Origin of the sequence: Streptomyces sp. NBC_01264 (genome assembly GCF_026340675.1) — a bacterium.
Taxonomy (GTDB): Bacteria; Actinomycetota; Actinomycetes; order Streptomycetales; family Streptomycetaceae; genus Streptomyces.
The window spans coordinates 6,135,668-6,157,053 of record NZ_JAPEOX010000001.1 but is presented as its reverse complement, the minus strand read 5'-3'; the positions used below and the strand labels follow the sequence as shown (position 1 = coordinate 6,157,053).

General features: G+C 70.6%; 19 protein-coding genes and 1 pseudogene. 11 read left to right on the top strand and 9 right to left on the bottom strand.

Features of this window, described 5'->3' with window-relative positions:
• Positions 1–34 precede the first annotated feature (34 nt).
• On the bottom strand, positions 35–2,305 hold the full coding sequence (locus OG435_RS28970) for a transglycosylase domain-containing protein (RefSeq protein ID WP_266880877.1): 2,271 nt from the start codon (positions 2,303–2,305) through the stop codon (positions 35–37).
• Between the two features lie 286 nt (positions 2,306–2,591).
• Here OG435_RS28970 and OG435_RS28965 point away from each other — a divergent pair, with 286 nt between their 5' ends.
• Both OG435_RS28965 and OG435_RS28960 read left to right on the top strand, forming a co-directional pair.
• Complete coding sequence (locus OG435_RS28965; protein WP_266880876.1) at positions 2,592–3,503, top strand: SPFH domain-containing protein; 912 nt, start codon at positions 2,592–2,594, stop codon at positions 3,501–3,503.
• On the top strand, positions 3,500–3,787 hold the full coding sequence (locus OG435_RS28960) for a hypothetical protein (RefSeq protein ID WP_266880875.1): 288 nt from the start codon (positions 3,500–3,502) through the stop codon (positions 3,785–3,787). The genes OG435_RS28965 and OG435_RS28960 overlap by 4 nt, the downstream gene beginning before the upstream one ends.
• Positions 3,788–4,164: 377 nt before the next feature.
• Here the strand turns inward: OG435_RS28960 and OG435_RS28955 are convergent.
• Positions 4,165–4,290: pseudogene (locus OG435_RS28955) on the bottom strand (DUF2079 domain-containing protein); the annotation flags it as partial.
• A 183-nt stretch (positions 4,291–4,473) separates the two neighbouring features.
• On the opposite strand from OG435_RS28955, the gene OG435_RS28950 reads away from it, so the two are divergent.
• Genes OG435_RS28950 through OG435_RS28940 form a run of 3 tightly spaced genes read left to right on the top strand, consistent with a single transcriptional unit; the run spans position 4,474 to position 8,065 of the window.
• Positions 4,474–4,998 (top strand): PadR family transcriptional regulator, encoded by a 525-nt coding sequence (locus OG435_RS28950; protein WP_266880874.1) that lies wholly within the window; start codon positions 4,474–4,476, stop codon positions 4,996–4,998.
• Entirely contained in the window at positions 4,995–5,681 is a 687-nt protein-coding gene (locus OG435_RS28945; RefSeq protein WP_266880873.1) for an ABC transporter ATP-binding protein, read from the top strand. Before OG435_RS28950 ends, OG435_RS28945 begins: the two co-directional genes overlap by 4 nt.
• Positions 5,678–8,065: an ABC transporter permease gene (locus OG435_RS28940; protein ID WP_266880872.1), complete on the top strand. Its 2,388-nt coding sequence runs from the start codon at positions 5,678–5,680 to the stop codon at positions 8,063–8,065. Before OG435_RS28945 ends, OG435_RS28940 begins: the two co-directional genes overlap by 4 nt.
• Positions 8,066–8,098: 33 nt before the next feature.
• On the opposite strand, the gene OG435_RS28935 is transcribed toward OG435_RS28940, so the two are convergent.
• Positions 8,099–9,055 carry a hydrogen peroxide-inducible genes activator gene (locus tag OG435_RS28935; protein ID WP_266880871.1) on the bottom strand — a complete coding sequence of 319 codons (957 nt, stop codon included), beginning with the start codon at positions 9,053–9,055 and terminating at the stop codon, positions 8,099–8,101.
• A 135-nt stretch (positions 9,056–9,190) separates the two neighbouring features.
• On the opposite strand from OG435_RS28935, the gene OG435_RS28930 reads away from it, so the two are divergent.
• Positions 9,191–9,745 (top strand): peroxiredoxin, encoded by a 555-nt coding sequence (locus OG435_RS28930; protein ID WP_266880870.1) that lies wholly within the window; start codon positions 9,191–9,193, stop codon positions 9,743–9,745.
• A gap of 3 nt (positions 9,746–9,748) precedes the next feature.
• Complete coding sequence (locus OG435_RS28925; RefSeq protein WP_266880869.1) at positions 9,749–10,288, top strand: alkyl hydroperoxide reductase; 540 nt, start codon at positions 9,749–9,751, stop codon at positions 10,286–10,288.
• Positions 10,289–10,369: 81 nt separating this feature from the next.
• Here OG435_RS28925 and OG435_RS28920 read toward each other — a convergent pair whose 3' ends face one another.
• From OG435_RS28920 to OG435_RS28895, 6 genes are all read right to left on the bottom strand, one after another.
• Positions 10,370–11,071: a hypothetical protein gene (locus OG435_RS28920; protein WP_266880868.1), complete on the bottom strand. Its 702-nt coding sequence runs from the start codon at positions 11,069–11,071 to the stop codon at positions 10,370–10,372.
• A 32-nt stretch (positions 11,072–11,103) separates the two neighbouring features.
• Positions 11,104–11,862, bottom strand: a complete 759-nt coding sequence (locus tag OG435_RS28915) for a hypothetical protein (protein WP_266880867.1) — start codon at positions 11,860–11,862, stop codon at positions 11,104–11,106.
• Positions 11,846–13,240, bottom strand: coding sequence for an AI-2E family transporter (locus OG435_RS28910; protein ID WP_266880866.1), 1,395 nt, complete (start codon positions 13,238–13,240; stop codon positions 11,846–11,848). Before OG435_RS28910 ends, OG435_RS28915 begins: the two co-directional genes overlap by 17 nt.
• A 143-nt stretch (positions 13,241–13,383) precedes the next feature.
• Complete coding sequence (locus tag OG435_RS28905; protein WP_323187948.1) at positions 13,384–14,097, bottom strand: transglycosylase SLT domain-containing protein; 714 nt, start codon at positions 14,095–14,097, stop codon at positions 13,384–13,386.
• Positions 14,098–14,516: 419 nt separating this feature from the next.
• The gene (locus OG435_RS28900) at positions 14,517–15,833 is read right to left on the bottom strand and encodes a PhoH family protein (RefSeq protein ID WP_266880864.1); all 1,317 of its coding nucleotides are present in this window, start codon (positions 15,831–15,833) and stop codon (positions 14,517–14,519) included.
• A gap of 427 nt (positions 15,834–16,260) precedes the next feature.
• Positions 16,261–17,034 (bottom strand): isoprenyl transferase, encoded by a 774-nt coding sequence (locus OG435_RS28895; RefSeq protein WP_266880863.1) that lies wholly within the window; start codon positions 17,032–17,034, stop codon positions 16,261–16,263.
• Between the two features lie 130 nt (positions 17,035–17,164).
• Here OG435_RS28895 and mgrA point away from each other — a divergent pair, with 130 nt between their 5' ends.
• From mgrA to OG435_RS28875, 4 genes are all read left to right on the top strand, one after another.
• Positions 17,165–18,202 (top strand): L-glyceraldehyde 3-phosphate reductase, encoded by a 1,038-nt coding sequence (gene mgrA, locus OG435_RS28890; RefSeq protein WP_266880862.1) that lies wholly within the window; start codon positions 17,165–17,167, stop codon positions 18,200–18,202.
• Positions 18,203–18,542: 340 nt separating this feature from the next.
• On the top strand, positions 18,543–18,989 hold the full coding sequence (locus OG435_RS28885) for a DUF192 domain-containing protein (RefSeq protein ID WP_266880861.1): 447 nt from the start codon (positions 18,543–18,545) through the stop codon (positions 18,987–18,989).
• A 59-nt stretch (positions 18,990–19,048) separates the two neighbouring features.
• A complete protein-coding gene (locus OG435_RS28880; protein ID WP_266880860.1) occupies positions 19,049–19,666 on the top strand; it encodes an SMI1/KNR4 family protein in 618 nt (205 codons plus the stop codon).
• A 298-nt stretch (positions 19,667–19,964) separates the two neighbouring features.
• A complete protein-coding gene (locus OG435_RS28875) occupies positions 19,965–21,275 on the top strand; it encodes an extracellular solute-binding protein (protein WP_266880859.1) in 1,311 nt (436 codons plus the stop codon).
• Positions 21,276–21,386: the final 111 nt, after the last annotated feature.

The following is a 21,386-nucleotide window of genomic DNA, read 5'->3' as shown; positions in this document are numbered from 1 at the left end:
GCGTACGCGGTACGGGTACCGGTCCTGCGGGGCCCTACCGTTCGGGCTCCTCCTCCGGCGGCGGGGGCTTCGGCGTGTTCGACTTCGACGAGGACGCGGTCGGGCTCGGCGTCTTGCTGGGCGTCTTGCTGGGCGTTCCGCTCGGCGTTCCGCTGGGCGTCTCGCTGGGCGTCTTGCTCGGCGTCCGGCCCGGCGACGGGGTGCCGCTGGGTGTTCCGCTGGGCGTCCCGCTCGGCGTGCCCGACGGGGAGTTGCTGGTGGTCGGCGACTGGACCTTGCCCATGTCCGCCTCCTCCAGGTCGAAGGAGTCCGTGTCCACGCCGCCCAGCGCGGCGAGGGTGTACTCCTTCCAGATCGCCGCCGGGAAGCTGGAGCCGCCCGCGCGGCCGCCGCCGGCGGTACCGGTCAGGGTGGTCTGCTTGTGGGTACCGGGCTCCTCGCCGAACATCGCGACGACGGTGACGAGTTCGGGCGTGAACCCGGTGAACCAGGCGGAGTAGTTGTTCTCGGAGGTACCGGTCTTGCCCGCGGCCTCGTAGGCCGAGCTCCGCACGGCCTTGCCGGAGCCGTCCTTGACGACGCCGGTGAGCACCTTGGTGACGGTGTCGGCGGTCTTGCGGCTGATGGCCGTGTCGCCGACACCGCGGACCGGCTTGTACTCGCGGCTCGCGTGCTTGGCGGACTTGATGATGTTCGGCGTGACCTTCTTGCCGTGGTTGTCGAAGGTGGCGTAGACGCCGGCCATCTCGACGGTATCGGCGGTCATGGTGCCGAGCGACATGGCCGGCCTGTCCTCGGGCCAGCCCTCGCGGTCGACCATGCCGAGCTCCAGGGCGGTCTTCTTCACGTTCTTCGGCTTGACGTCCACGATCATCTGGGCGTAGACGGAGTTCACCGAGGAGTTGGTGGCGGACTGCACCGTCAGCATCGGGTCGCCGTAGTCCTCGTCGTCCTGGTTCTGCGGGTTGAACGGGATGTCGCTGCCGACCACGGGACGCTTGCTGGTGCCGTCGTAGAGGGTGCTGGGCGTGATCGGCTTCCCGCCCTGAGTGGTCGCCTTGTTCTCCAGGGCGGAGGCGAGCACGACCGGCTTGAAGGTGGAGCCGGGCTGGAAGTCCTTGCGCAGGGCGTTGCTGGCCCACTGCTCGCTCTGCCCGGTGCCGCCGTACATTGCGAGGATCGCGCCGGTCTTCGGGTCCACGGAGGTGGCGCCCGCCTGCACGGCGGCGTCGACGGGGCGGCCCTTGCGGTCGAGCTTGGATTCCAGCTCGTCCTGGACGGCCTTCTCCAGCGCCGCCTGCTTCTTCGGGTCGACGGTGAGGGTGATGTCCCAGCCGCCGGCCTTGAGCTGGGCCTCGGTCATGCCGGTCTGCCGCTTGAGTTCCTCGTCGGCGGCCTGGATCAGGTAGCCCTTCTGGCCCTCCATGCCGGGCAGCGCCTTGGGCTTGATCGGCTCCTGGAACTTCATGTCCTTGCGCTTGGCCGCGTCCAGCTTGCCCATCTCGACCATGTTGTCGAGGACTGCGTTGAAGCGGACCATGACGAGGCGCTTGCCGTTCGGTCCGGCGGTGGCCCAGTCGTACTGGCTGGGGGCCTGGAGGACCGCGGCGAGGTACGCGCCCTGCTCCAGGGTCAGCTTCTCGGCGTCGACCCCGTAGTAGGCCTGGGCCGCGGCCTGGATGCCGTAGGCGTTGCGGCCGTAGAAGTTGGTGTTCAGGTAGCCCGCGAGGATCTCGGGCTTCTCCTTCGACTGGTCGACCTTGAGGGAGATGATCAGCTCCTTCAGCTTGCGGGTCGCCGTCTGGTCCTGCGTCAGGTAGAAGTTCTTGACGTACTGCTGGGTGATCGTCGAGCCGCCGGCCGTGCCCTTGCCGGTGACGGTGTTGAACAGGCCGCGGCCGATGCCCTTGAGGTCGATGCCCCGGTCCTCGTAGAAGGACTTGTTCTCGATCGCGATGAAGGCCGTCTGCACGTCCGCCGGGATCTTCGCGATGGGCACGATCTGGCGGTTCATCTTGCCGACGCGGGCGATGACGGTGCCGTCGGCCAGCTTGTAGACGTTGTTCTGGGTCAGCGCGTCGACGTTGGGGTCCGGCTCGTCCACGTAGAAGTAGAGGCCGACCAGGGCCGCCATGCCGAGCAGGACGGCCCCGAAGAAGGTTCCGAGGATCTTCTTCCAGGTGAAGAAGCGGCGTATGCCGGTCGGCTTGCCGCCCTGTTTCCCGCCCCTGCCCTTGCCGCGCCCGCGCGGCGCTCGCCGTGCACCGCGCTGCTGCTGCGCCCGTCGCGCTTCTGCTCGGCCCATCGCTCCCGCTCCGCTCGATTACCCCCCGACGTCAGCTCAGAAAGCTAACACCGGAGCCTGTGACAAAAACCGGCCAACGGGTGCGCATAGCGGGCAAATCGGACGTGACAATGAGCACCCACCCCACTGGAACCGACGCGAACGGGGCCCGGAAGGTTGCCGGGCGCCGGGTCGCACTCCCGCCCGACCCCCATCCAATCCTCGCCCGACTCCCGCCCGAGCCGAAAAAGTGATATCACTTTGCTAAGCGGCTCGACCGGCCGCCACTGGAGAAACGGGGCAGATCATGACGCACACCACGGGTGGTACCGCGAGCGGCGTACGGGAGTTCCCCGCGCGGAGCGTGGGCGGCGCACTGGCGCTGCTGCTCGGCCTGGCGGGCGTGGCCGCCGGGGCGGGCCTGATCGCGCTCGGCGCGGTGTCCGGCACCGACGCGGCCAAGGCGAGCCTGATCGCGGCGGGCGTCGTCCTGACGCTCGCCGCCTTCATCGCCATGGGCGGGCTGAACACGGTCGCGCCGGGCGAGGCCCGCGTGGTCCAGCTGTTCGGCCGCTACCGCGGCACGATCCGTACCGACGGACTGCGCTGGGTCAACCCCCTGACCTCCCGCCGGCGGCTGTCCACCCGCGTGCGCAACCACGAGACGCCCGTCATGAAGGTCAACGACGCCTACGGCAACCCGATCGAGCTGGCGGCCGTGGTGGTGTGGCGGGTCGAGGACACCGCGCGCGCCGTGTTCGAGGTCGACGACTTCACCGAGTTCGTCGAGACCCAGACCGAGGCGGCCGTCCGGCACATCGCCATCGAGTACCCCTACGACGCCCACGAGGACGGCGGCCTGTCGCTGCGCGGCAACGCCGAGGAGATCACCGAGAAGCTCGCCGTCGAACTGTCCGCCCGCGTCGAGGCGGCCGGCGTCCACATCATCGAGTCCCGCTTCACCCACCTCGCGTACGCCCCGGAGATCGCCTCCGCGATGCTCCAGCGCCAGCAGGCCGGGGCGATCGTCGCGGCGCGCAAGCAGATCGTCGAGGGCGCGGTCGGTATGGTCGAACTCGCCCTGACCCGACTCGCGGAGCAGGAGATCGTGGACCTCGACCCGGAACGGAAGGCGGCGATGGTGTCCAACCTGATGGTGGTCCTGTGCGGCGATCGCGCGGCCCAGCCGGTGGTCAACACGGGCACCCTCTACCAGTGACCCCCGACGAAGGCGCGGACTCCCCCGGCACGGATCCCCCCGGTACGGCCGAGGGTCCGGCGGCGGCCGCCAAGCCCGCGCGGCAGGCCCGCAAGCAGGTGCTGCTGCGGCTCGACCCGCAGGTGCACGACGCGCTCGCGCGGTGGGCGGGAGAGGAACTGCGCAGCGCCAACGCGCAGATCGAGTTCCTGCTCCGCCGCGTCCTGTCCGAAGCCGGCCGGCTCCCCGGCGGGGCGCGCCCCATCCCGCCCCGGGGCCGCCCCCGCGCCTCTCCGGATTCCTGAAGCCGCCCCGGTACGCCCTGCGCGTCACCCGGGGGGTCCCTCACCGAATGCGGGGCTCGGATGAAGTGGACCGACGGGAAGCCCGGACCGGCCCCCGAGGCAGCGGCGAACCGGCGTCGGACACAGCGGCGGAAGCGGGCCCGCCGCCGGCCGGAGCGGCGGCAGCCGCAACGTGTTCGCACACCCCGACCACCGCAGGGCGAAGGCCCACTCGTGGAAGTCGGAGGAGACCCCGCTCGCGATGCCCCACGCGAGGCCGTAGCAGGTGCCGGTGACCGCGGCGGCCGCGGAGCCCACCGTCCGGCGGGCCCAGAAGGCCAGCGGGGCAGCACGCTCCCGGCGACCAGCACGGTCTGCGCCACGAGCAGCACCTTCACCGAGGACCGCAGCCAGTACAGGAGCGCCAACAGGGCCAGTACGGGCGAGAAGTGGTCTCCGAGGACCGGGAAGTCCGGCCCCTTGACCTCGGAGACGGGCAGGTGCCCGGACGCGTAGGAGCGCACGACCTGGACGAAGTTGCCGGTGGGTGCTCGCCTGAACCTTCAAGATGCCAGCAACATCACGGGCCGGGCCCGGGGCCGTCCCCCGCGCGGTCGGGTTCCTCCGAAGGGCAGACATTCCGGGCGATGGTTGCCCTCGGCAGCTTCTATACATCGAGGGTATACACCATGTGTATAGTCCTCGGCATGTCCATCAGTCACGCACTCCTCGGCCTCCTCGAAGCCGGCCCGCGGCACGGTTACGACCTCAAGCGGAGCTTCGACGAGAGATTCGGCCACGACAAACCGCTCGCCTACGGGCAGGTCTACTCGACCATGTCCCGGCTGCTGAAGAACGGTCTGGTCGAGGTCGACGGCGTGGAGAGCGGCGGCGGCCCCGAGCGCAAGCGGTACGCGATCACCGACGCCGGGATCACCGACGTCGAAGGCTGGCTCGCCCACCCCGAGAAGCCCGAGCCGTACCTCCAGTCGACCCTCTACACGAAGGTCGTGCTCGCCCTCCTCACCGGCCGCAGCGCCCAGGAGCTGCTGGACACCCAGCGCGCCGAGCACCTGCGCCTGATGCGCATCCTCACCCACCGCAAGCGCAAGGGGGACCTCGCCGACCAGCTGGTCTGCGACCACGCCCTGTTCCACCTCGAGGCGGACCTGCGGTGGCTCGAACTGACCGCCGCCCGTCTCGACCAGCTCGCCCAGGAGATACAGCGATGACCCCGGCCGGCACTCTGCTCAGCGCCACCGACCTCCGCAAGACCTACGGCACCACCCACGCCCTCGACGGCGCCGAGTTCTCCATCCACGCCGGTGAGGTCGTCGCGATCATGGGCCCCTCCGGGTCCGGCAAGTCGACCCTGCTGCACTGCCTCGCCGGGATCGTCACCCCCGACTCGGGAACCATCACCTACGCCGGACGCGAGCTCTCCGCCATGAACGACGCCGAGCGCAGCGCCCTGCGCCGCGGCGAGTTCGGCTTCGTCTTCCAGTTCGGCCAGCTCGTCCCCGAGCTCACCTGCGTCGAGAACGTCGCCCTGCCGCTCCGCCTCACCGGCGTGAAGCGCAAGCAGGCCGAGCGGACCGCGCTGGAGTGGATGGAACGGCTCCAGGTCGACGACCTCGGCGGCAAGCGCCCCGGCGAGGTCTCCGGCGGCCAGGGCCAGCGCGTCGCCGTCGCCCGCTCCCTCGTCACCAACCCCCGGCTGATCTTCGCCGACGAGCCCACCGGCGCCCTCGACTCCCTCAACGGCGAGCTCGTCATGCAGCTGCTCACCGAGGCCGCCCGGTCCACGAACGCTGCGGTCGTCCTCGTCACGCACGAGACCCGCGTGGCCGCGTACTCCGACCGCGAGATCGTCGTGCGCGACGGCAAGTCCCGCGACATGGAGCGCGCGGTATGAGTCACGGCACCCACAGCGGACCCGGCAGCCAGAGCGCACTCGCCGTCTGGCTCCGCGACCTCCGCCTCGGCGTCCGCTTCGCCTTCGGCGGCGGCCGCCAGGGCTGGACCCGCACCCTCCTCACCGGCCTGGGCGTCGGCCTCGGCGTCGCCCTGCTGCTCGTCACCAGCGCGGTCCCCAGCGCCCTGGCCGCCCGCGACGCCCGCGCCGTCGCCCGCCAGACCTTCACCTCGCCCAGCGCCGAGCAGCCCGGGCGCGACACGCTGCTGATCACCGACGTGAACCAGACCTACCGCGCCTACGGGGTCGACGGCCGGCTCGTCCAGCCCGAGGGCCCGGACGCCCCGCTGCCCCCGGGCGTGAAGAAGTACCCCGGCGCCGGCGAACTGGTCGTCTCCCCCGCCCTCGACCGGCTGATGAAGACCGGCGAGGGCAAGCTGCTCCGCGACCGCCTCGACGGGAAGATCGTCGGGACCATCGGCGACGCGGGCCTGGTGGGCCCCGGCGACCTCTACTTCTACGCGGGCAGCGACCGGCTCGCCGAGATCCAGAAGGAGGCGCCCAACTACGTCCAGCGGGTCACCGCCTTCGAGAACACCCAGGAGAAGGAGCCCCTCGACCCCGTCCTCACCCTCCTCGTGGTGCTCACCTTCGTGGCCCTGCTGATGCCGGTCGCGGTTTTCATCGGCGCCGCCGTCCGCTTCGGCGGCGACCGCCGCGACCGCCGGCTCGCCGCCCTGCGCCTGGTCGGCGCCGACGGCCGGATGGTCCGCCGGATCGCCGCCGGCGAGGCCGCCGCCGGATCGCTGATCGGCCTGGCGCTGGGCACCGGCTTCTTCCTGGTCGCCCGCCAGCTGGGCCCGGCCATGGACCTCTACCAGCGCAGCGTCTTCGCCTCCGACCTCAACCCGGCGCCCTGGCTGGCCGTGCTCATCGCGATCGCAGTGCCCGCCGCCGCCGTCGCCGTGACCCTGTTCGCCCTGCGCGGCGTCGTCATCGAGCCGCTCGGCGTGGTCCGTACGACGACCCCGGCCAAGCGCCGGATCTGGTGGCGGCTGCTGCTCCCGCTGGCCGGACTCGGCCTGCTGGCCCCGCTGATCGGCAAGGGCAACGACAGCGGGCAGTTCAACCAGTGGCAGGTCTCGGGCGGCGTGGTCCTGCTCCTCGTCGGCATCACCGTCCTGCTCCCCTGGGTGCTGGAACGGGTCGTCGGCCGGATCGGCGGCGCGGGCCCGGTCTCCTGGCAGCTGGCCGCCCGCCGGCTCCAGCTCACCAGCGGCAGCTCCGCCCGGCTGGTCAACGGCATCGCCGTCGCGGTCGCCGGAGCCATCGCCCTGCAGATGCTCTTCGCATCCACCGAGGACTCGTACACCCGCGAGACCGGCCACGACCCCAGCCGTGCCTCGCTCTCCGTCATGCAGCGCACCCGCGCCGGCGGCGAGGCCGTCGCCCAGGCCCTGACCGGGACCAAGGGCGTCACCCAGGCCGTCGCGCAGTCCTCGACCAACGCCGGGCGCAGCTCTGACATGAGCTACTCGGACATGGCGATCTCGGTGACCACCGGCACCTGCGCCACCCTCAGGGAGCTGGCGGAGCTGCCCTCCTGCAAGGACGGCGACGCCTTCGTCATCGGCGGCGCCTCCAAGCCCGAGGGCATGACCGGCGACACCGCCAAGCCGGGCGAGAAGCTGTTCGCCGGGAACATCTTCAAGGACAGCGAGGACACCGTCACGAAGCCGGTCGCCTGGACCGTGCCCGCCGACGCCCGCACCGTGCGGCCCCGCAAGGGCCCCATGGGCGAGATGCTGACCGGGCTGCTGGTCACCCCGGCCGCCGCCCCGAAGGGCATGCGCGGCTACCAGTCCTCCCAGGTGTACGTGAAGCTGGACCCGAAGGTGCCCGACGCGATGGAGCTGGCCCGCAACGCCGCCTTCAAGGCCGACCCGATGTCCGTCTCCATGACGGTCCAGGCCACCGAGGTCAACGACCGCTACTCCTCCATCCGGACCGGCCTGTTCGTGGGCTCCGCCCTCGTGCTGATGCTGATCGGCGCCAGCCTGCTGGTCTCCCAGCTGGAGCAGCTGCGCGAGCGCAAGAAGCTGCTGTCGGCGCTGGTCGCCTTCGGCACCAAGCGCTCCACGCTCAGCCTCTCCGTGCTCTGGCAGACCGCCCTCCCGATCGGCCTGGGCCTGGCCCTGGCCACGGTGGTCGGGCTCGCGCTCGGCGTGGTGCTGCTACAGATGACGGGCTCCACGATCACGATCAGGTGGACCGCGGTCCTGGGGATGGTCGGCATCGGCGGGGGCGTGGCCGTCCTGGTCACCCTGCTCAGCCTGCCGGCGCTGCTGCGCCTGATGCGCCCGGACGGGCTGCGCACGGAGTAGCCCCCGGCCGCGCGCAGCCCCGTACGCCCGCTCCTAGTCCGTCAGCCAGACGGGGAGCGGGCGTACGGCTTCGCGCAGTGCGTCGGCGACGGCGCGGAACTCCTCCTCGCGGGCCGTGCCCGTCCGCATGGCCAGGGCGATCCGCCGCGAGGGTGCCGGTTCGGCGAAGTAGCCGGTGGCCAGGTACTCGTTGCGGGCGGTCTCCAGGCGCAGCGCGGTGCGCGGCAGCAGCGTCACCCCGAGCCCGCCGGCGACCAGTTGGACGAGGGTGGACAGCCCGGCGGCGGTCGTGGTGACGTCCGCTCCGGTGACGCGTCCCGCGTCGTGGCAGATGTCCAGGGCCTGGTCGCGCAGGCAGTGCCCTTCGTCGAGCAGGAGCAGCCGCAGACCGCGCAGTTCCTCGCGCGGGATGTCCCTGCGGCCGGCGAGCGGGTGATCGCGCGGGGCGAGCAGGACGAAGTCTTCGTCGAAGAGCGGCAGTTCGGTGACCCCGGGCACCCCGAGCGGTACGGCGAGCAGCAGCAGGTCGAGTCGCCCGCCGGTCAGTCCTTCCAGCAGCGAGGCCGTCTGCTCCTCGTGCACCTGGAGGTCGAGCCGGGGGTAGCGGCGGTGGAAGAGCCCGAGCACGGTCGGCAGCAGGTACGGGGCCACGGTGGGGATCACCCCGAGCCGCAGCACCCCGGTGAAGGGGGCCCGTACCGCCTCGGCCTCCTCCAGCAGCCCGCCCATCGCGTCGAGCACGGCCCGCGTGCGGCCCGCGATCCGCTCCCCGGCGGGCGTGAGCAGCACCTTGCGGGTGGTCCGCTCCAGCAGCCGCACCCCGAGCGCCTCCTCCAGCGCGGACACGGCCCCGGAGAGCGCCGGCTGACTCATCCCGATCGCGGCGGCCGCGTCCCGGAAGTGCAGGTGCTCGGCGACCGCGGCGAAGGCCCTCAGCTGGGCGAGCGTCGCCTGTTTCGACCCCCTGGGGCCCATGTGAACCACCGCCATTGATAGGCACCTCCGATCACTTGGCACCAGGCTAGCTATTTCTGCAATCAATGCGGCTGTGTCAGCATGTGAGATACGTCCAACCCCCTCGGAAAGCCCCCAAAAGGGCCACTTTCCCCTGCGCAAGGAGAGCACGTGCTCACTGTCGGCGACCAGTTCCCCACCTACGACCTGACCGCTTGCGTCTCGCTGGAGGCCGGAGCCGAGTTCGCGCAGATCGACCACAAGACCTACGAGGGCAAGTGGAAGATCATGTTCTCCTGGCCGCTCGACTTCACCTTCGTGTGCCCGACGGAGATCGCCGCCTTCGGCAAGCTGAACGACGAGTTCGCCGACCGTGACGCCCAGATCCTCGGCTTCTCGCTCGACTCCGAGTACGTGCACCACGCCTGGCGCAAGGACCACGCCGACCTGCGTGACCTGCCCTTCCCGATGATGTCCGACATCAAGCGCGAGCTCTGCGCCGACCTCGGCATCCTCGGTTCGGACGGCCTGCCGATGCGCGCCGTCTTCATCGTGGACCCGAACAACGAGATCCAGTTCTCCATGGTGACCGCCGGTTCCGTCGGCCGGAACCCGAAGGAGGTCCTGCGGGTCCTCGACGCCCTGCAGACCGACGAGCTGTGCCCCTGCAACTGGAACAAGGGCGACAGCACCATCGACGCCGGTGCGCTGCTGGCCGGTGAGTGAGCGATGTCCCTCGACTCCCTCAAGTCCGCCCTGCCGGACTTCGCCAAGGACCTGAAGCTGAACCTCGGCTCGGTCATCGGCAATCAGGACACCCTGACGCAGCAGCAGCTGTGGGGCACCGTCCTGTCCTGCGCCATCGCCGCCCGTTCCCCGCGCGTCCTGCGCGAGCTGGAGCCGGAGGCCAAGGCCGCCCTGTCGCCGGAGGCGTACACCGCCGCGAAGGCCGCCGCCGCGGTCATGGCGATGAACAACGTCTTCTACCGCACCCGCCACCTGCTCTCCGACCCGGAGTACGGCACCCTGCGCGCGGGCCTGCGGATGAACGTCATCGGCAACCCCGGCGTGGAGAAGGTCGACTTCGAGCTGTGGTCGCTCGCCGTCTCCGCGGTGAACGGCTGCGGCCAGTGCCTGGACTCGCACGAGCAGGTCCTGCGCAAGGCCGGCATGGACCGCGAGACGGTCCAGGAGGCCTTCAAGATCGCCTCGGTGATCCAGGCCGTCGCGGTCACCCTCGACTCCGAGGCCGTGCTCGCGGGCGAGTAGCAGGCCCCGTACGCACCCAAGGGCCCCCGCAGCCGATCCGGCCGCGGGGGCCCTTTCGCACCCGGAGAGATCCGACGGGTCCTAGCGCCGCAGCGCAGCCATCAGCATCCGTACGTCCTCGATCATCGCCGCCTCGATCGCGTCCACATCGACCCCAGAGCCCTCCCCGTCGCCGCGGTACCACTCCACGGTCAGGGTGAAGACCGCCCCGCCGTCCAGCACGATCAGCCGGTCCCCGTCGCCCATGTACGTCCGGTCGAGCACCGCCCGGTCACCCAGGCCCGGCACCTCGCGGCGCTCCGCGGGGTCCATCCGCAGGTAGGTGGCGCCCCCGTGGCCGGTGGCGAACTCCGGCCCGGGGTCGGTCCTCTTGTGCAGCTCGACCAGCAGATGGGCCCCGTACGAGACGGAATCCTCCTCGTACATGAGGCCGAACCGGCAGGACGCCCAGTCCTGCGCGGGGCTCTCGCCGCGGCTGTTCTCGTTGCTCTCGAAGGGCTTGCCGGCGACTTGGGTCAGCAGCTTGAGCGGGGCGTCCCGGCACAGGTTGGCGGAGTGCCGGTAATCGATGCGCGGCGTGTCGGCGGAACGATCCTGCACGGCCAGCGTGCCCGCCCAGACCGCCGAGGCGGCCACCGCGCCGCCGAGCGCCCACAGCCAAGGCCTGCGCGTGCTCCGTACGCGATCCCGCTCGGGCTCGCCCGCGCCCGGGAGGGCCTCCGCGGCCCCCTCCGACCCGCTCGCCGTGTGCCAGTCCCCGTCGATCTCGGGCTCGCCGATCATCCCCGTGTCCCCCGTCCCCCGCGCCCCCGGACCTACTCGCGCAGCGCCTTCATCAGGCCGTTCATATCGTCGATCATCGCAGCCTGGACGGCGTCGGCGTCGGCCTTCGGCGGATCCTGCGGGGGCCCGGAGTCGACGATCAGGTTGCCCTCGCCGTCGACCGCGTCCGAGCCGAACGCCCACACGGTCACGTCCATGGTGAACACCGCACCCCCGTCGAGGACGGCGAGCCGCCAGGACTGCTCGTACTCCATCTCCCAGATCAGCGCCCGCTCCCCGAGCCCCGGCACCGAGTGCGGGGCCAAGCGGCTCAGGCCCGTCCAGCCCGCGGGCGCCGGATCCGCGCCGAACTCCGGGGCGGGGTCGGTCCGTTTGTGCAGGGACATCGAGGTCTGGATCTGGTACGTGAGCCGGAGCCCGTCCGAGGGGTCCCTCGAGGTGCCCAGCTGGCAGTACGCCTGGTCCACTCCCGGGTGCTCGAACAGTTTCGGGGTGGGATTCCACTGGCTCACCTCGGCCAGCCGGGACAGCGTGGGCAGCTTCGCCTCGTCGCACAGGCTCGCGGGCAGCGCGTACCGCAGCGGCGGGCGGCCGTCCTGCGGGGCCACGGCCCACCAGGCGCCCGCCCACAGCAGGGAGGCTGTCAGCGCCCCGCCGAGCGCCCACCGCCAGGGTTGGCGGCCGGGCCGCCACGGGGACCTCTCATCGGCCCGGGGTTCCAACGGCTCCCGAGGCCCCTCCGGCCCCGGTATGCCGGACGAGCCGCCGTCGAACTCAGGCTCCGTTATCACCCGTGCGTGTCTCCTCCGCCTCGAATGCCGTCTGGCCGAGGGCCGTCGCACCGTGCGGCCCGGGGCCGACCGGGGAGAGCCCGTGGTGGAGCTGTTCGCGCGAGTAGGCCCGCAGGTAGCCGACCACGGTGTTGGTGACGGCGACCAGCGGCACGGCGACCACCGCTCCGCCGATGCCGGCGACCAGTCCGCCGGCCGCCACCGAGAGCACCACCGCGAGCGGGTGGACCCGTACCGCCCGGCCCAGGATGAAGGGCTGGAGCACGTGGCCCTCGATCTGCTGCACGGCCAGCACCACCAGCAGCACCATCAGCGCCGTGAACGGCCCCTGGGTCACCAGGGCCACGACCACGGCCAGGGCGCCGCTCATGACCGCGCCGACGAGCGGGATGAAGGCGAACAGGAAGATGAAGACGGCCAGCGGCACCGCCATCGTCACGTCGAGGAAGTAGAGGCCGAGGCCGATGAACACGGCGTCGATGAGGGCCACGAGGACCGTGCCGCGCACGTACGCGGTCAGGGTGCGCCAGGCGCGCGGACCGGCGCCGGCGACGCCGGGCCGTGCGGCGGCCGGGAGCAGGCTCATGGACCAGGTCCAGATGCGCTTGCCGTCGTAGAGCAGGAAGAGCGTGGAGAACATCGCGAGCAGCATGCCCGTCAGGGCCTCGACGAGGACCGTGACGCCTTGCAGGCCGGCGGAGGTGATCTGCTCGGTGTTGGTGCCGATGGTCTCGCTGAGGTTCTTGGCGATCTCGTTGATCTGCTTCTCGGTCACGTGGAACGGGCTGTCCAGCGCGCGGAGTTTGAGGTCGTTGATGGCTTCGCGGAGCCGGGCGGAGAGGTCGTCGAGGTTGTCCATGACCTGCCAGACCACGAACCAGCCGACCAGCCCGATGACCACGAACCCGAGGATCGCGGTGACGGCCGTGGCCAGTCCCCGGGGCATGCCGAGCCGGCGCAGCCGGACCACGAAGGGCTGGAGCAGTGCGGTCACCAGGAGGGCGGCGGCGAAGGCGAGGACGACCAGGCGGACTTCGCTGATCACCCGCATCAGGACCCAGAGCATCCCGGCGAGCAGCAGCAGCCGCCAGCTCGCCTCGGCGGCGACGCGCACGCCCCACGGGATGACGGACACGGGGTCGGGGCGCGCGGGGACGGCGAAATCGATGTGCGCGGCGGCCGGGGACGCGGGGGACGGCGTGGAGGGGGCCGGTGAGGCGGTCGCCGGGGAAGCCGGTGCGGACGTGGCGGGGCCGTGCCCGGGGGCCGGCCGGTCCCCGGAGGTCTCGGCCTCGACCTCGGCGCGCCGCTCCGCGAGCCGGGCCTCCACGTCGCTCAGGCTCTTGCCGAGCCGGCCGAGCCAGCCTGTCTTCGCCATGTCGTTCCCTTCCCCCCGCCCTGGACCGCGCGTCCGCGCACCGGGGCACGCCTCAAAGACCGTACACGCGAGGAGCCCCGCACCGTAGGACGGTGCGGGGCTCTTCGGGGTCGAGGCGCGCGGGGCGCTCTCGCTCCGGCGGCCTAGTAGTAGTTGTTGGCCTGGTGGAAGCTCCAGGCCGCACACGGGCTGCCGTACCGCTTGTTCATGTAGTTCAGACCCCACTCGATCTGGGTGGCGGGGTTGGTGCGCCAGTCGGCGCCGGCCGAGGCCATCTTCGAGCCGGGCAGGGCCTGGACGAGGCCGTAGGCGCCCGAGGACGCGTTCACGGCCCGGTAGTTCCAGGTGGATTCCTGGTTGATGATCTTGGAGAAGCACTGGAACTGCCCCGCCGGGACCATCTGCTGGGCGATCGCCTTGACCTGGGCGACCGTGTAGGAGGCCTGGGGGGCGAAGGAGGACCCGTCGCGGGAGGCGGAACGGCTGGCAGCCTGCTCCTTCTCCTCGCGCTCCTTCTTCGCCTTCTCGTCGGCGGCCTTCTGCGCTTCGGCCTTCTTCGACTTGGCGTCCTGGGCGGCCTGGACGCGGGCCGCTTCCTCCGCCGAGCGCTTGGCGTCGGCGTCGGCGGCGTGCGCGATGGAGTCGGCCTGCTGCGTCAGGGACGCGTTCTGGACCTGCGCCTGCTCGCCGACCGGGATGTCAGCGAGGAGCGTCCCGGACGCGGTCGTCTCGAGATCGTTCGAGGCGGGGTCGCCAGTGGCAACACCCACGACGGCGCCGACGGTGGTGACGGCAGTGGCCGAAGCCACCGCGAATCCCCGAACCGAGATCCGGCTCACACGGTTTCCTTCCAGCAGCGTCCGCAGTGACTGCGCGGGCGCAATAGTGCCCTTGACGCTGGCCTCCATGGTGGTGCGGTCACTGGAGGCGCGGGCCCGTGGGCAACTCCCTTGCGGAAGTGCCGCGTGATGCTCCGGGCGGCATACGGCCATCGATTGTGGAGTTAGCGGTGGAGCGCGCATCTCACGGGAGATACAGGTGTGCCGTATGCGGGGCCTGACGGAAAACAGACTCTGCCGGACCCCGACGCCGCAGGGCAATTCTCCGTTGCGTGGGAAAGGTCACACCTGGCATGTCACCGCTGGTTTCGGTAAACCCCTGTGCACGCGAGCGCCGCCCGGCTAGGCTCTCTGGCCTTTGCCGGGCGGCGCCAACTCGCCTTCCCGCTATGCGCGTTTTAGCTGTTTTGCGGTCCCTGCGGACCGCCCGCCGGGCCCTACAGGTTCTCCAGCATCTCGGTGACCAGCGCGGCGATCGGGGAGCGCTCGGACCGCGTCAGCGTGATGTGCGCGAAGAGCGGATGCCCCTTCAGCTTCTCGACCACGGCGACGACACCGTCGTACCGGCCGACCCGCAGGTTGTCCCGCTGGGCCACGTCGTGGGTGAGAACCACCCGCGAATTGGCCCCGATACGGGACAGAACGGTCAGCAGGACGTTGCGCTCCAGTGACTGCGCCTCGTCCACGATCACGAACGCGTCGTGCAGCGAGCGGCCGCGGATGTGCGTGAGCGGCAGGACCTCCAGCATCCCGCGGTTGAGCACCTCCTCGATGACCGCGCGCCCGGCGACCGCCGAGAGGGTGTCGAACACCGCCTGGGCCCAGGGGCTCATCTTCTCGTTGGCGTCCCCGGGGAGGTAGCCGAGGTCCTGGCCGCCGACCGCGTACAGCGGCCGGAAGACCATCACCTTCTGGTGCTGCCTCCGCTCCAGTACGGCCTCCAGCCCCGCGCACAGCGCCAGCGCCGACTTTCCGGTGCCGGCCCGGCCGCCCATCGAGATGATCCCGATCTCGGGGTCGAGCAGGAGATCGAGCGCGATCCGCTGCTCGGCACTGCGGCCGTGCAGCCCGAAGGCCTCGCGGTCGCCCCGTACGAGCTTCACGTTGCCGTCGGCCGTGACCCGGCCGAGCGCCTTGCCGCGCTCGGACTGGAGGACCAGACCGGTGTGCACGGGAAGTTCCGCGGCCTCCGGCACGTAGAGCCGCTCCTCGGAGAAGAGCAGGTCCACCTGCTCCCCGGAGAGCGCGAGCTCGGTCATGCCGGTCCAGCCGGCATCGGTGATCGCGAGCTCCGCGCGGTACTCCTCGGCCATCAGCCCCACGGAGGAGGCCTTGATGCGCAGCGGGAGATCCTTCGAGACGACCGTGACGTCGTAGCCCTCGGCCTGGAGATTGCGGGCGACCGCGAGGATCCGCGAATCGTTGTCCCCCAGCCGGAAGCCCGCGGGCAGGACGCTCTGATCGGAGTGGTTGAGCTCGACGCGCAGGGTGCCGCCCAGATCGCCCAGCGGGATGGGTGCGTCGAGGCGTCCGTGGAGAACCCGGAACTCGTCGAGCAGGCGCAGGGCCTGACGGGCGAAATAACCGAGTTCGGGATGATGCCTCTTTGCCTCCAGCTCGGTGATCACCACGATCGGGAGCACGACCTCGTGCTCGTCGAATCGCGAGATCGCGTTGGGGTCTGCCAGCAGGACGCTGGTGTCGAGGACGTAGGTCCGCCTGTCGGGCAGGCGGCTCTTTGTGCTGGTCACCACGGAAGGACGTACCCCCTCGGAAGAGGTCGGGCCATGAAGACCGGACCGGTCATCGGCACCCCTGCGCGGGCCGACTTCCGGCCCTCCCGTCCGTCCGTGCGAACCGCACGCGCGTCCTGGTGCAAAGGGCCTCCCGGGCGGACGACCCCATGCCGTCCGCTGAGACTCGACACCCGTGGATCGGGCATCGACCTGCAAGGGATATTCCCCGAATGGGTCCAGCCATGCCATGGCATATGACGGACGCTCGGTGAATCCCTGGTGAAGGCCTCGCGCGAGGGGCCCAGGGAGGCCGCAAGGACGTACGGGAACACGGGGACGGCGCGCCACGGAGGAGTCCGAGCACGCCGTGAGGTGGCCGTGAGGCGCCGGGGGGAAATCGGACAACCGCAGGTCAGGTGCCGTAGAGGGGGGCTGCCGGGCGGAGTCAGCTGCCGTAGCGCCGGTGCCGGGCGGCGTAGTCGCGCAGGGCGCGCAGGAAGTCGACCTTGCGGAAGGCCGGCCAGAAGACCTCGCAGAAGTAGTACTCGGAATGCGCGCTCTGCCACAGCATGAATCCGGACAGTCGCTGCTCCCCGCTGGTGCGGATCACCAGGTCCGGGTCGGGCTGGCCGCGCGTGTAGAGGTGCTCCGCGATGTGCTCGATGTCGAGGATCTCGGCGAGCTCCTCGAAGGAGGTGCCCTTCGAGGCGTGCTCCAGCAGGAGCGAGCGGACCGCGTCGGCGATCTCCTGGCGGCCGCCGTAGCCGACCGCGACGTTGACGAGTATCCCGTCGACTTCGCGGGTGGCCTCCATGGCCTCCTTCAGGACGCTCTGGGTCCCGGCGGGCAGGATGTCGAGGTTGCCGACGTGGTGGACGCGCCAGCGGCCGTCCGCGGCGAGGCCCCGGACGGTGTTCTCGATGATGTTGAGCAGCGGGCGGAGCTCGACCTCGGGACGGTCCAGGTTGTCCGTGGAGAGCATCCACAGGGTGACGACCTCGACGTCGGTCTCGGTGCACCAGCCCAGCATCTCGGAGATCTTGTCGGCGCCGGCCTGGTGGCCCTGCACCGTCGTGCCTCCGGACGCCTTGGCCCAGCGGCGGTTCCCGTCCAGGATCACGCCGATGTGCTTGGGCGTCTCGTCATGGTCGATGCGGCCTTCCACCCGGCGTGCGTAGAGCCTGTACACAGGACGGCGTACCAGGTCGCGCAGCTTCACGATCTTCCAGCCCCTCCGAGCGATTCCCCCGTGCGGAATGCGGTGATCCCCCCAGGTCCGCCACATTACTGCGCGACGGGATCCGGCACCCAACTCGGTCCTGTCACAAGTCCGTGATAGGGAGGACAACGTGACTGAAAACAACCCCTATCAGGCAGAGCCCTCGCGCTACGACTCCATGGATTACCGGCGCACCGGCCACAGCGGCCTCAAGCTCCCCGCCATCTCCCTCGGCCTCTGGCACAACTTCGGCGACGACAAGTCCCTCGGGTCCCAGCGGGCGATCCTGCGCCGGGCCTTCGACCTCGGCGTCACCCACATCGACCTGGCGAACAACTACGGCCCGCCCCCCGGCTCGGCCGAGCTGAACTTCGGCAAGATCTTCGCGCAGGACTTCGCGTCCCACCGCGAGGAGCTGGTCCTCTCCACCAAGGCCGGCTACCTCATGCGCGAGGGGCCGTACGGCGAGTGGGGCAGCCGCAAGTACCTGCTCGGGTCGCTGGACGCCTCGCTGAAGCGGATGGGCGTCGACTACGTCGACATCTTCTACTCCCACCGCTTCGATCCGGACACCCCGCTGGAGGAGACCATGGGCGCGCTGGCGTCCGCGGTCCAGCAGGGCAAGGCGCTCTACGTGGGCGTGTCCTCGTACACCGCCGAGCAGACGGCCGAGGCGGCCCGGCTGCTGCGGGAGATGGGCGTGCGTCCCCTCATCCACCAGCCCTCGTACTCCATGATCAACCGCTGGACGGAGGACGACGGCCTGCTGGACACCCTGGAGGAGGCCGGCATGGGCTGCATCTCCTTCGTGCCGCTCGCGCAGGGCCTGCTGACCGGGAAGTACCTCAAGGGCATCCCGGAGGGCTCGCGGGCCACCCAGGGCAAGTCCCTCAACCCGGACCTGCTGTCGGACGAGGTCGTGCGCCGCCTGAACGGGCTGAACGAGATCGCGGCGCGGCGCGGGCAGACGCTGGCCCAGCTCGCACTGAACTGGGTGCTGCGGGACGAGCGGATGACCTCGGCGCTGATCGGCGCGTCGAGCGTGAAGCAGCTCGAGGAGAACGTGGCTTCCCTGGCCGGCGCACCGCTGTCGGAGCAGGAGCTGAAGGAGATCGACTCCTTCGCGGTGTCCACCCCCGGCGCCAACATCTGGGCCCAGCGGGGCTGACCTGCGCCTTTGCCCGGCGCTGCGCCGGGACTGCGCGGCGACTGCGCGGAAACAAAAAACGGGCCGGTCCGTGGGGGGGATACGGACCGGCCCGAGGGGGGGGTTCCACCATAACCCTTCGTAAAGCCTGCTGCGCGCACCACCGCGACACGATTACTCTCCGCAGCCGTACCGGCGCACTGCGCAGAGCCGGGACGGCCCCCACAGCCCTTGCGGGGCCCCGCCGGGAGCCCGTACGGAGCAACGCGCGGCCGTCCCTCCCCCGGGGGACCCCCTCCGGTGCGCCGGCTTGACGCCGGAGCCCGGCCCGATCGGCAGGACGCCCCCTAGGGTGGCCCGCATGGGGAACAGGGAGCGGTGGCGGGACGGCACGGGGACGCTCCGCGTCGACCGGGGGCGGGCGGGTCTCGCGGGCCACCCGGAGCCGTTGGAGGACCCGGAGGCCGTGGCGGTGCCGGTGGAGGTACCGGTGGCGGTGGAGGTGCCCCTGGAGGTCGCCGCCTCCTACCGGGCCCGCACGCGGGGGCTGCTCGGGCGGGACGGGATCGAAGGGGCGATGCTCCTCACCCCGGCCTCGAGCGTGCACACCTTCCGGATGCGCTTCGCCATCGACGTGGCCCACCTCGACCGCCGGCTGACCGTCATCGCACTGACCACCATGCCCCCCGGCCGGCTCGGCCTCCCCCGGCTGCGCGCCCGCCACGTCCTGGAGGCCGAGGCCGGAGCCATGGCCACCTGGGGCCTGCACGTCGGCTCCTCGCTCCGGGTCCGTCTCACCTGTCGCTAGGCGCCACCCCGCACCGGCGGTAGGTTGGGGCGGTTGAGCTGGGGTGGCAGGGGAGCGGCATGACCGAGAACGCGCGCGTCAAAGCGCTGGAGCAGATCATGCCGGCGACCCACGGAGCCGACGAGGACATCGACTGGCAGGCGGCCGAGGCCGTCTGGGGCAGCCGGTTCCCCTCGGACTACGTCGCCTTCATGGGCCGCTTCGGTGCGGGCTCGATCAACGGCGAGGCCAGCGTGCTGCTTCCGCTTCCCAAGCCCGGACTCCAGTGGGACCCCGCGCAGATGGCGGAGGAGACGGCCAACGCCCGCCAGGTCTGGGAGGCGGAGGGCGGCCGGGCCGCCTTCGACGTGGACCCTGAGTCGATCCTGGCCTGGGGCGTCACCGGCGGCTCCGACATCCTGTGCTGGCTGACGACCGACCCCGACCCCGACCTCTGGCCCGTCCTGGTGGTCGGCCGGCACACCGCCGACTCCTTCGCGGTGTACCCGTACGGCATGGCCGAGTTCCTCTACCTGCTCTGCAACGACGAGTTCGACGTGAGCCCGGTCGGCATCACCTTCTGGGACGGCGGCCACCTCAGCTTCGTGCACTGGCAGAAGGCCCAGCGCCGCTGGCAGGAAGGGCGCAATCCCGAAACGGGCGAGCCCGATCCGTACGCGGGCGACTTCGCGGACTGAGTCCCGCCCGCCGCTCCCCCTGGAAGCCCGCTCCCGCCCCTCACGCCCGTTCCGCCGCGCTCCATGGCCGGAAACGGGCGTTTCGGCATGTCTACGCGCGTCCGAATTGTTGATCACATATCGGAAAACACCATTCGGAAATGCCGCAGTTGGAGCATTGACCACAAGTGCCGACCCAATGGAACCAATCGCCCTCCCTCAGGAGAGAATTCCGGCCAACGGGCCATGGAGGGACACCTAGCCCGGAGCAACTCATAAGTAATAACGCGACTCAAAAGAAAATCAGGGGAACCCACCCGTGCGACGAAGAATCTTCAGCGCGGCCGCCACCACGGTCGTGCTCGGTCTGCTGATACCGCTGGCCGGCTGCGGCAGCTCCGGCGGAAGCGCTGATGACGGCGGCACCCTCCGCCTCGTCGCCGCCGAATACGGCGACACCGCGACCAACAGTTCCAAGGATTTCTGGGACAAGGTGACGGCTGATTTCACCGCCTCGAACCCCGGCATCAAGGTGCAGGTCGAGCTCCTGCCGTGGGCCGACATCGACCGCGAAGTCTCCCGCATGGTCAAGGCCGGCAACGCCCCGGACATGGCCCTCATGGGCGGCTACTCGGACTTCGCGGCGCAGGGCGAGCTCTATTCCGCGCCCGAGCTCCTCTCGGTCAGCGCCGAGGCGAACTTCCTCCAGCCCCTCGCCGACGCCGGCTCGGTCCGCAACACCCTCTACGGCCTGCCCTTCGTGGCGAGCAGCCGTCTGCTCTTCTACAACGAGAAGCTGTTCACCGAGGCCGGGGTCATCCCGAAGGACTCCAAGAACGGCTGGCAGCCCAAGACCTGGCTGGACCTGAAGGCCGCGGCCGTGGCGCTCAAGGCCAAGGGGGTGACGACCCCGTTCGCCATGCCCCTGGGCCCGGAGGAGGCGCACGCCGAGGCGATGATCTGGGAGCTCAGCAACGGCGGCGGCTACGCCGACAGCAGCGGCAACTACAGCCTGGCCTCCGAGCAGAACATCCTGACCTTCAAGTGGATCAAGCAGCACCTGGTCACCCCCGGGCTGCTCGGCCCCACTCCCCCGTCGCAGCTCAACCGCAAGGACGCCTTCGCCGGCTTCGTGAACGGCGAGGTCGGCATGCTCAACGGCTACCCCCAGCTCGCCCACGAGGCGCGCAACAAGGGGATCAAGGTCGGCGCCGTCGCCATGCCCGTCTCGGACACGCTGAACACCGGACAGGTCCCGCCGAACGTGGGCGTGGCCGACTGGATGATGGCCTTCAAGCAGAACGGCCACCGCGACGAGATCGGCAAGTTCCTGGACTTCGTCTACCGGGACAAGAACCTGTCGGACTTCGCCAGCCGCTACCACCTGCTGCCGTCCACCGTCTCGGCCTCCCGCACCATGGCCGGCTCCTCGGGCATGGACGAGAACGACCAGCATTTCCTGAACGCCCTGCGCGGTGCGCAGCTCTACCCGGTCAACGACCCGTCCTGGGTGGTCATCAGCGACACCATCAAGCGCAACATCGGCCGCGCCGTGGACCCCTCCGGCGACCCGAAGGCCGTCCTGGAGGAGATCGCCTCCAAGGCGAACGAGGCCAAGAAGGCGCGCTGACACAGGCCGCCGCAGACGCGACACGGCTCCCCGCCGATGCGGAAGTACCCCCGAAAGCCCCCGCGCAAAGGGACCTTCGCCCCCTGCCGCCCCGCACCCCGGGCGGCATCA

Bases quoted from the DNA above. Each gene is read 5' to 3' on its own strand.
- OG435_RS28970 (WP_266880877.1), bottom strand. From the start codon at position 2,305: ATGGGCCGAGCAGAAGCGCGACGGGCGCAGCAGCAGCGCGGTGCACGG.
- OG435_RS28965 (WP_266880876.1), top strand. From the start codon at position 2,592: ATGACGCACACCACGGGTGGTACCGCGAGCGGCGTACGGGAGTTCCCC.
- OG435_RS28950 (WP_266880874.1), top strand. From the start codon at position 4,474: ATGTCCATCAGTCACGCACTCCTCGGCCTCCTCGAAGCCGGCCCGCGG.
- OG435_RS28945 (WP_266880873.1), top strand. From the start codon at position 4,995: ATGACCCCGGCCGGCACTCTGCTCAGCGCCACCGACCTCCGCAAGACC.
- OG435_RS28940 (WP_266880872.1), top strand. From the start codon at position 5,678: ATGAGTCACGGCACCCACAGCGGACCCGGCAGCCAGAGCGCACTCGCC.
- OG435_RS28935 (WP_266880871.1), bottom strand. From the start codon at position 9,055: ATGGCGGTGGTTCACATGGGCCCCAGGGGGTCGAAACAGGCGACGCTC.
- OG435_RS28925 (WP_266880869.1), top strand. From the start codon at position 9,749: ATGTCCCTCGACTCCCTCAAGTCCGCCCTGCCGGACTTCGCCAAGGAC.
- OG435_RS28920 (WP_266880868.1), bottom strand. From the start codon at position 11,071: ATGATCGGCGAGCCCGAGATCGACGGGGACTGGCACACGGCGAGCGGG.
- OG435_RS28910 (WP_266880866.1), bottom strand. From the start codon at position 13,240: ATGGCGAAGACAGGCTGGCTCGGCCGGCTCGGCAAGAGCCTGAGCGAC.
- OG435_RS28885 (WP_266880861.1), top strand. From the start codon at position 18,543: ATGGGGAACAGGGAGCGGTGGCGGGACGGCACGGGGACGCTCCGCGTC.
- OG435_RS28880 (WP_266880860.1), top strand. From the start codon at position 19,049: ATGACCGAGAACGCGCGCGTCAAAGCGCTGGAGCAGATCATGCCGGCG.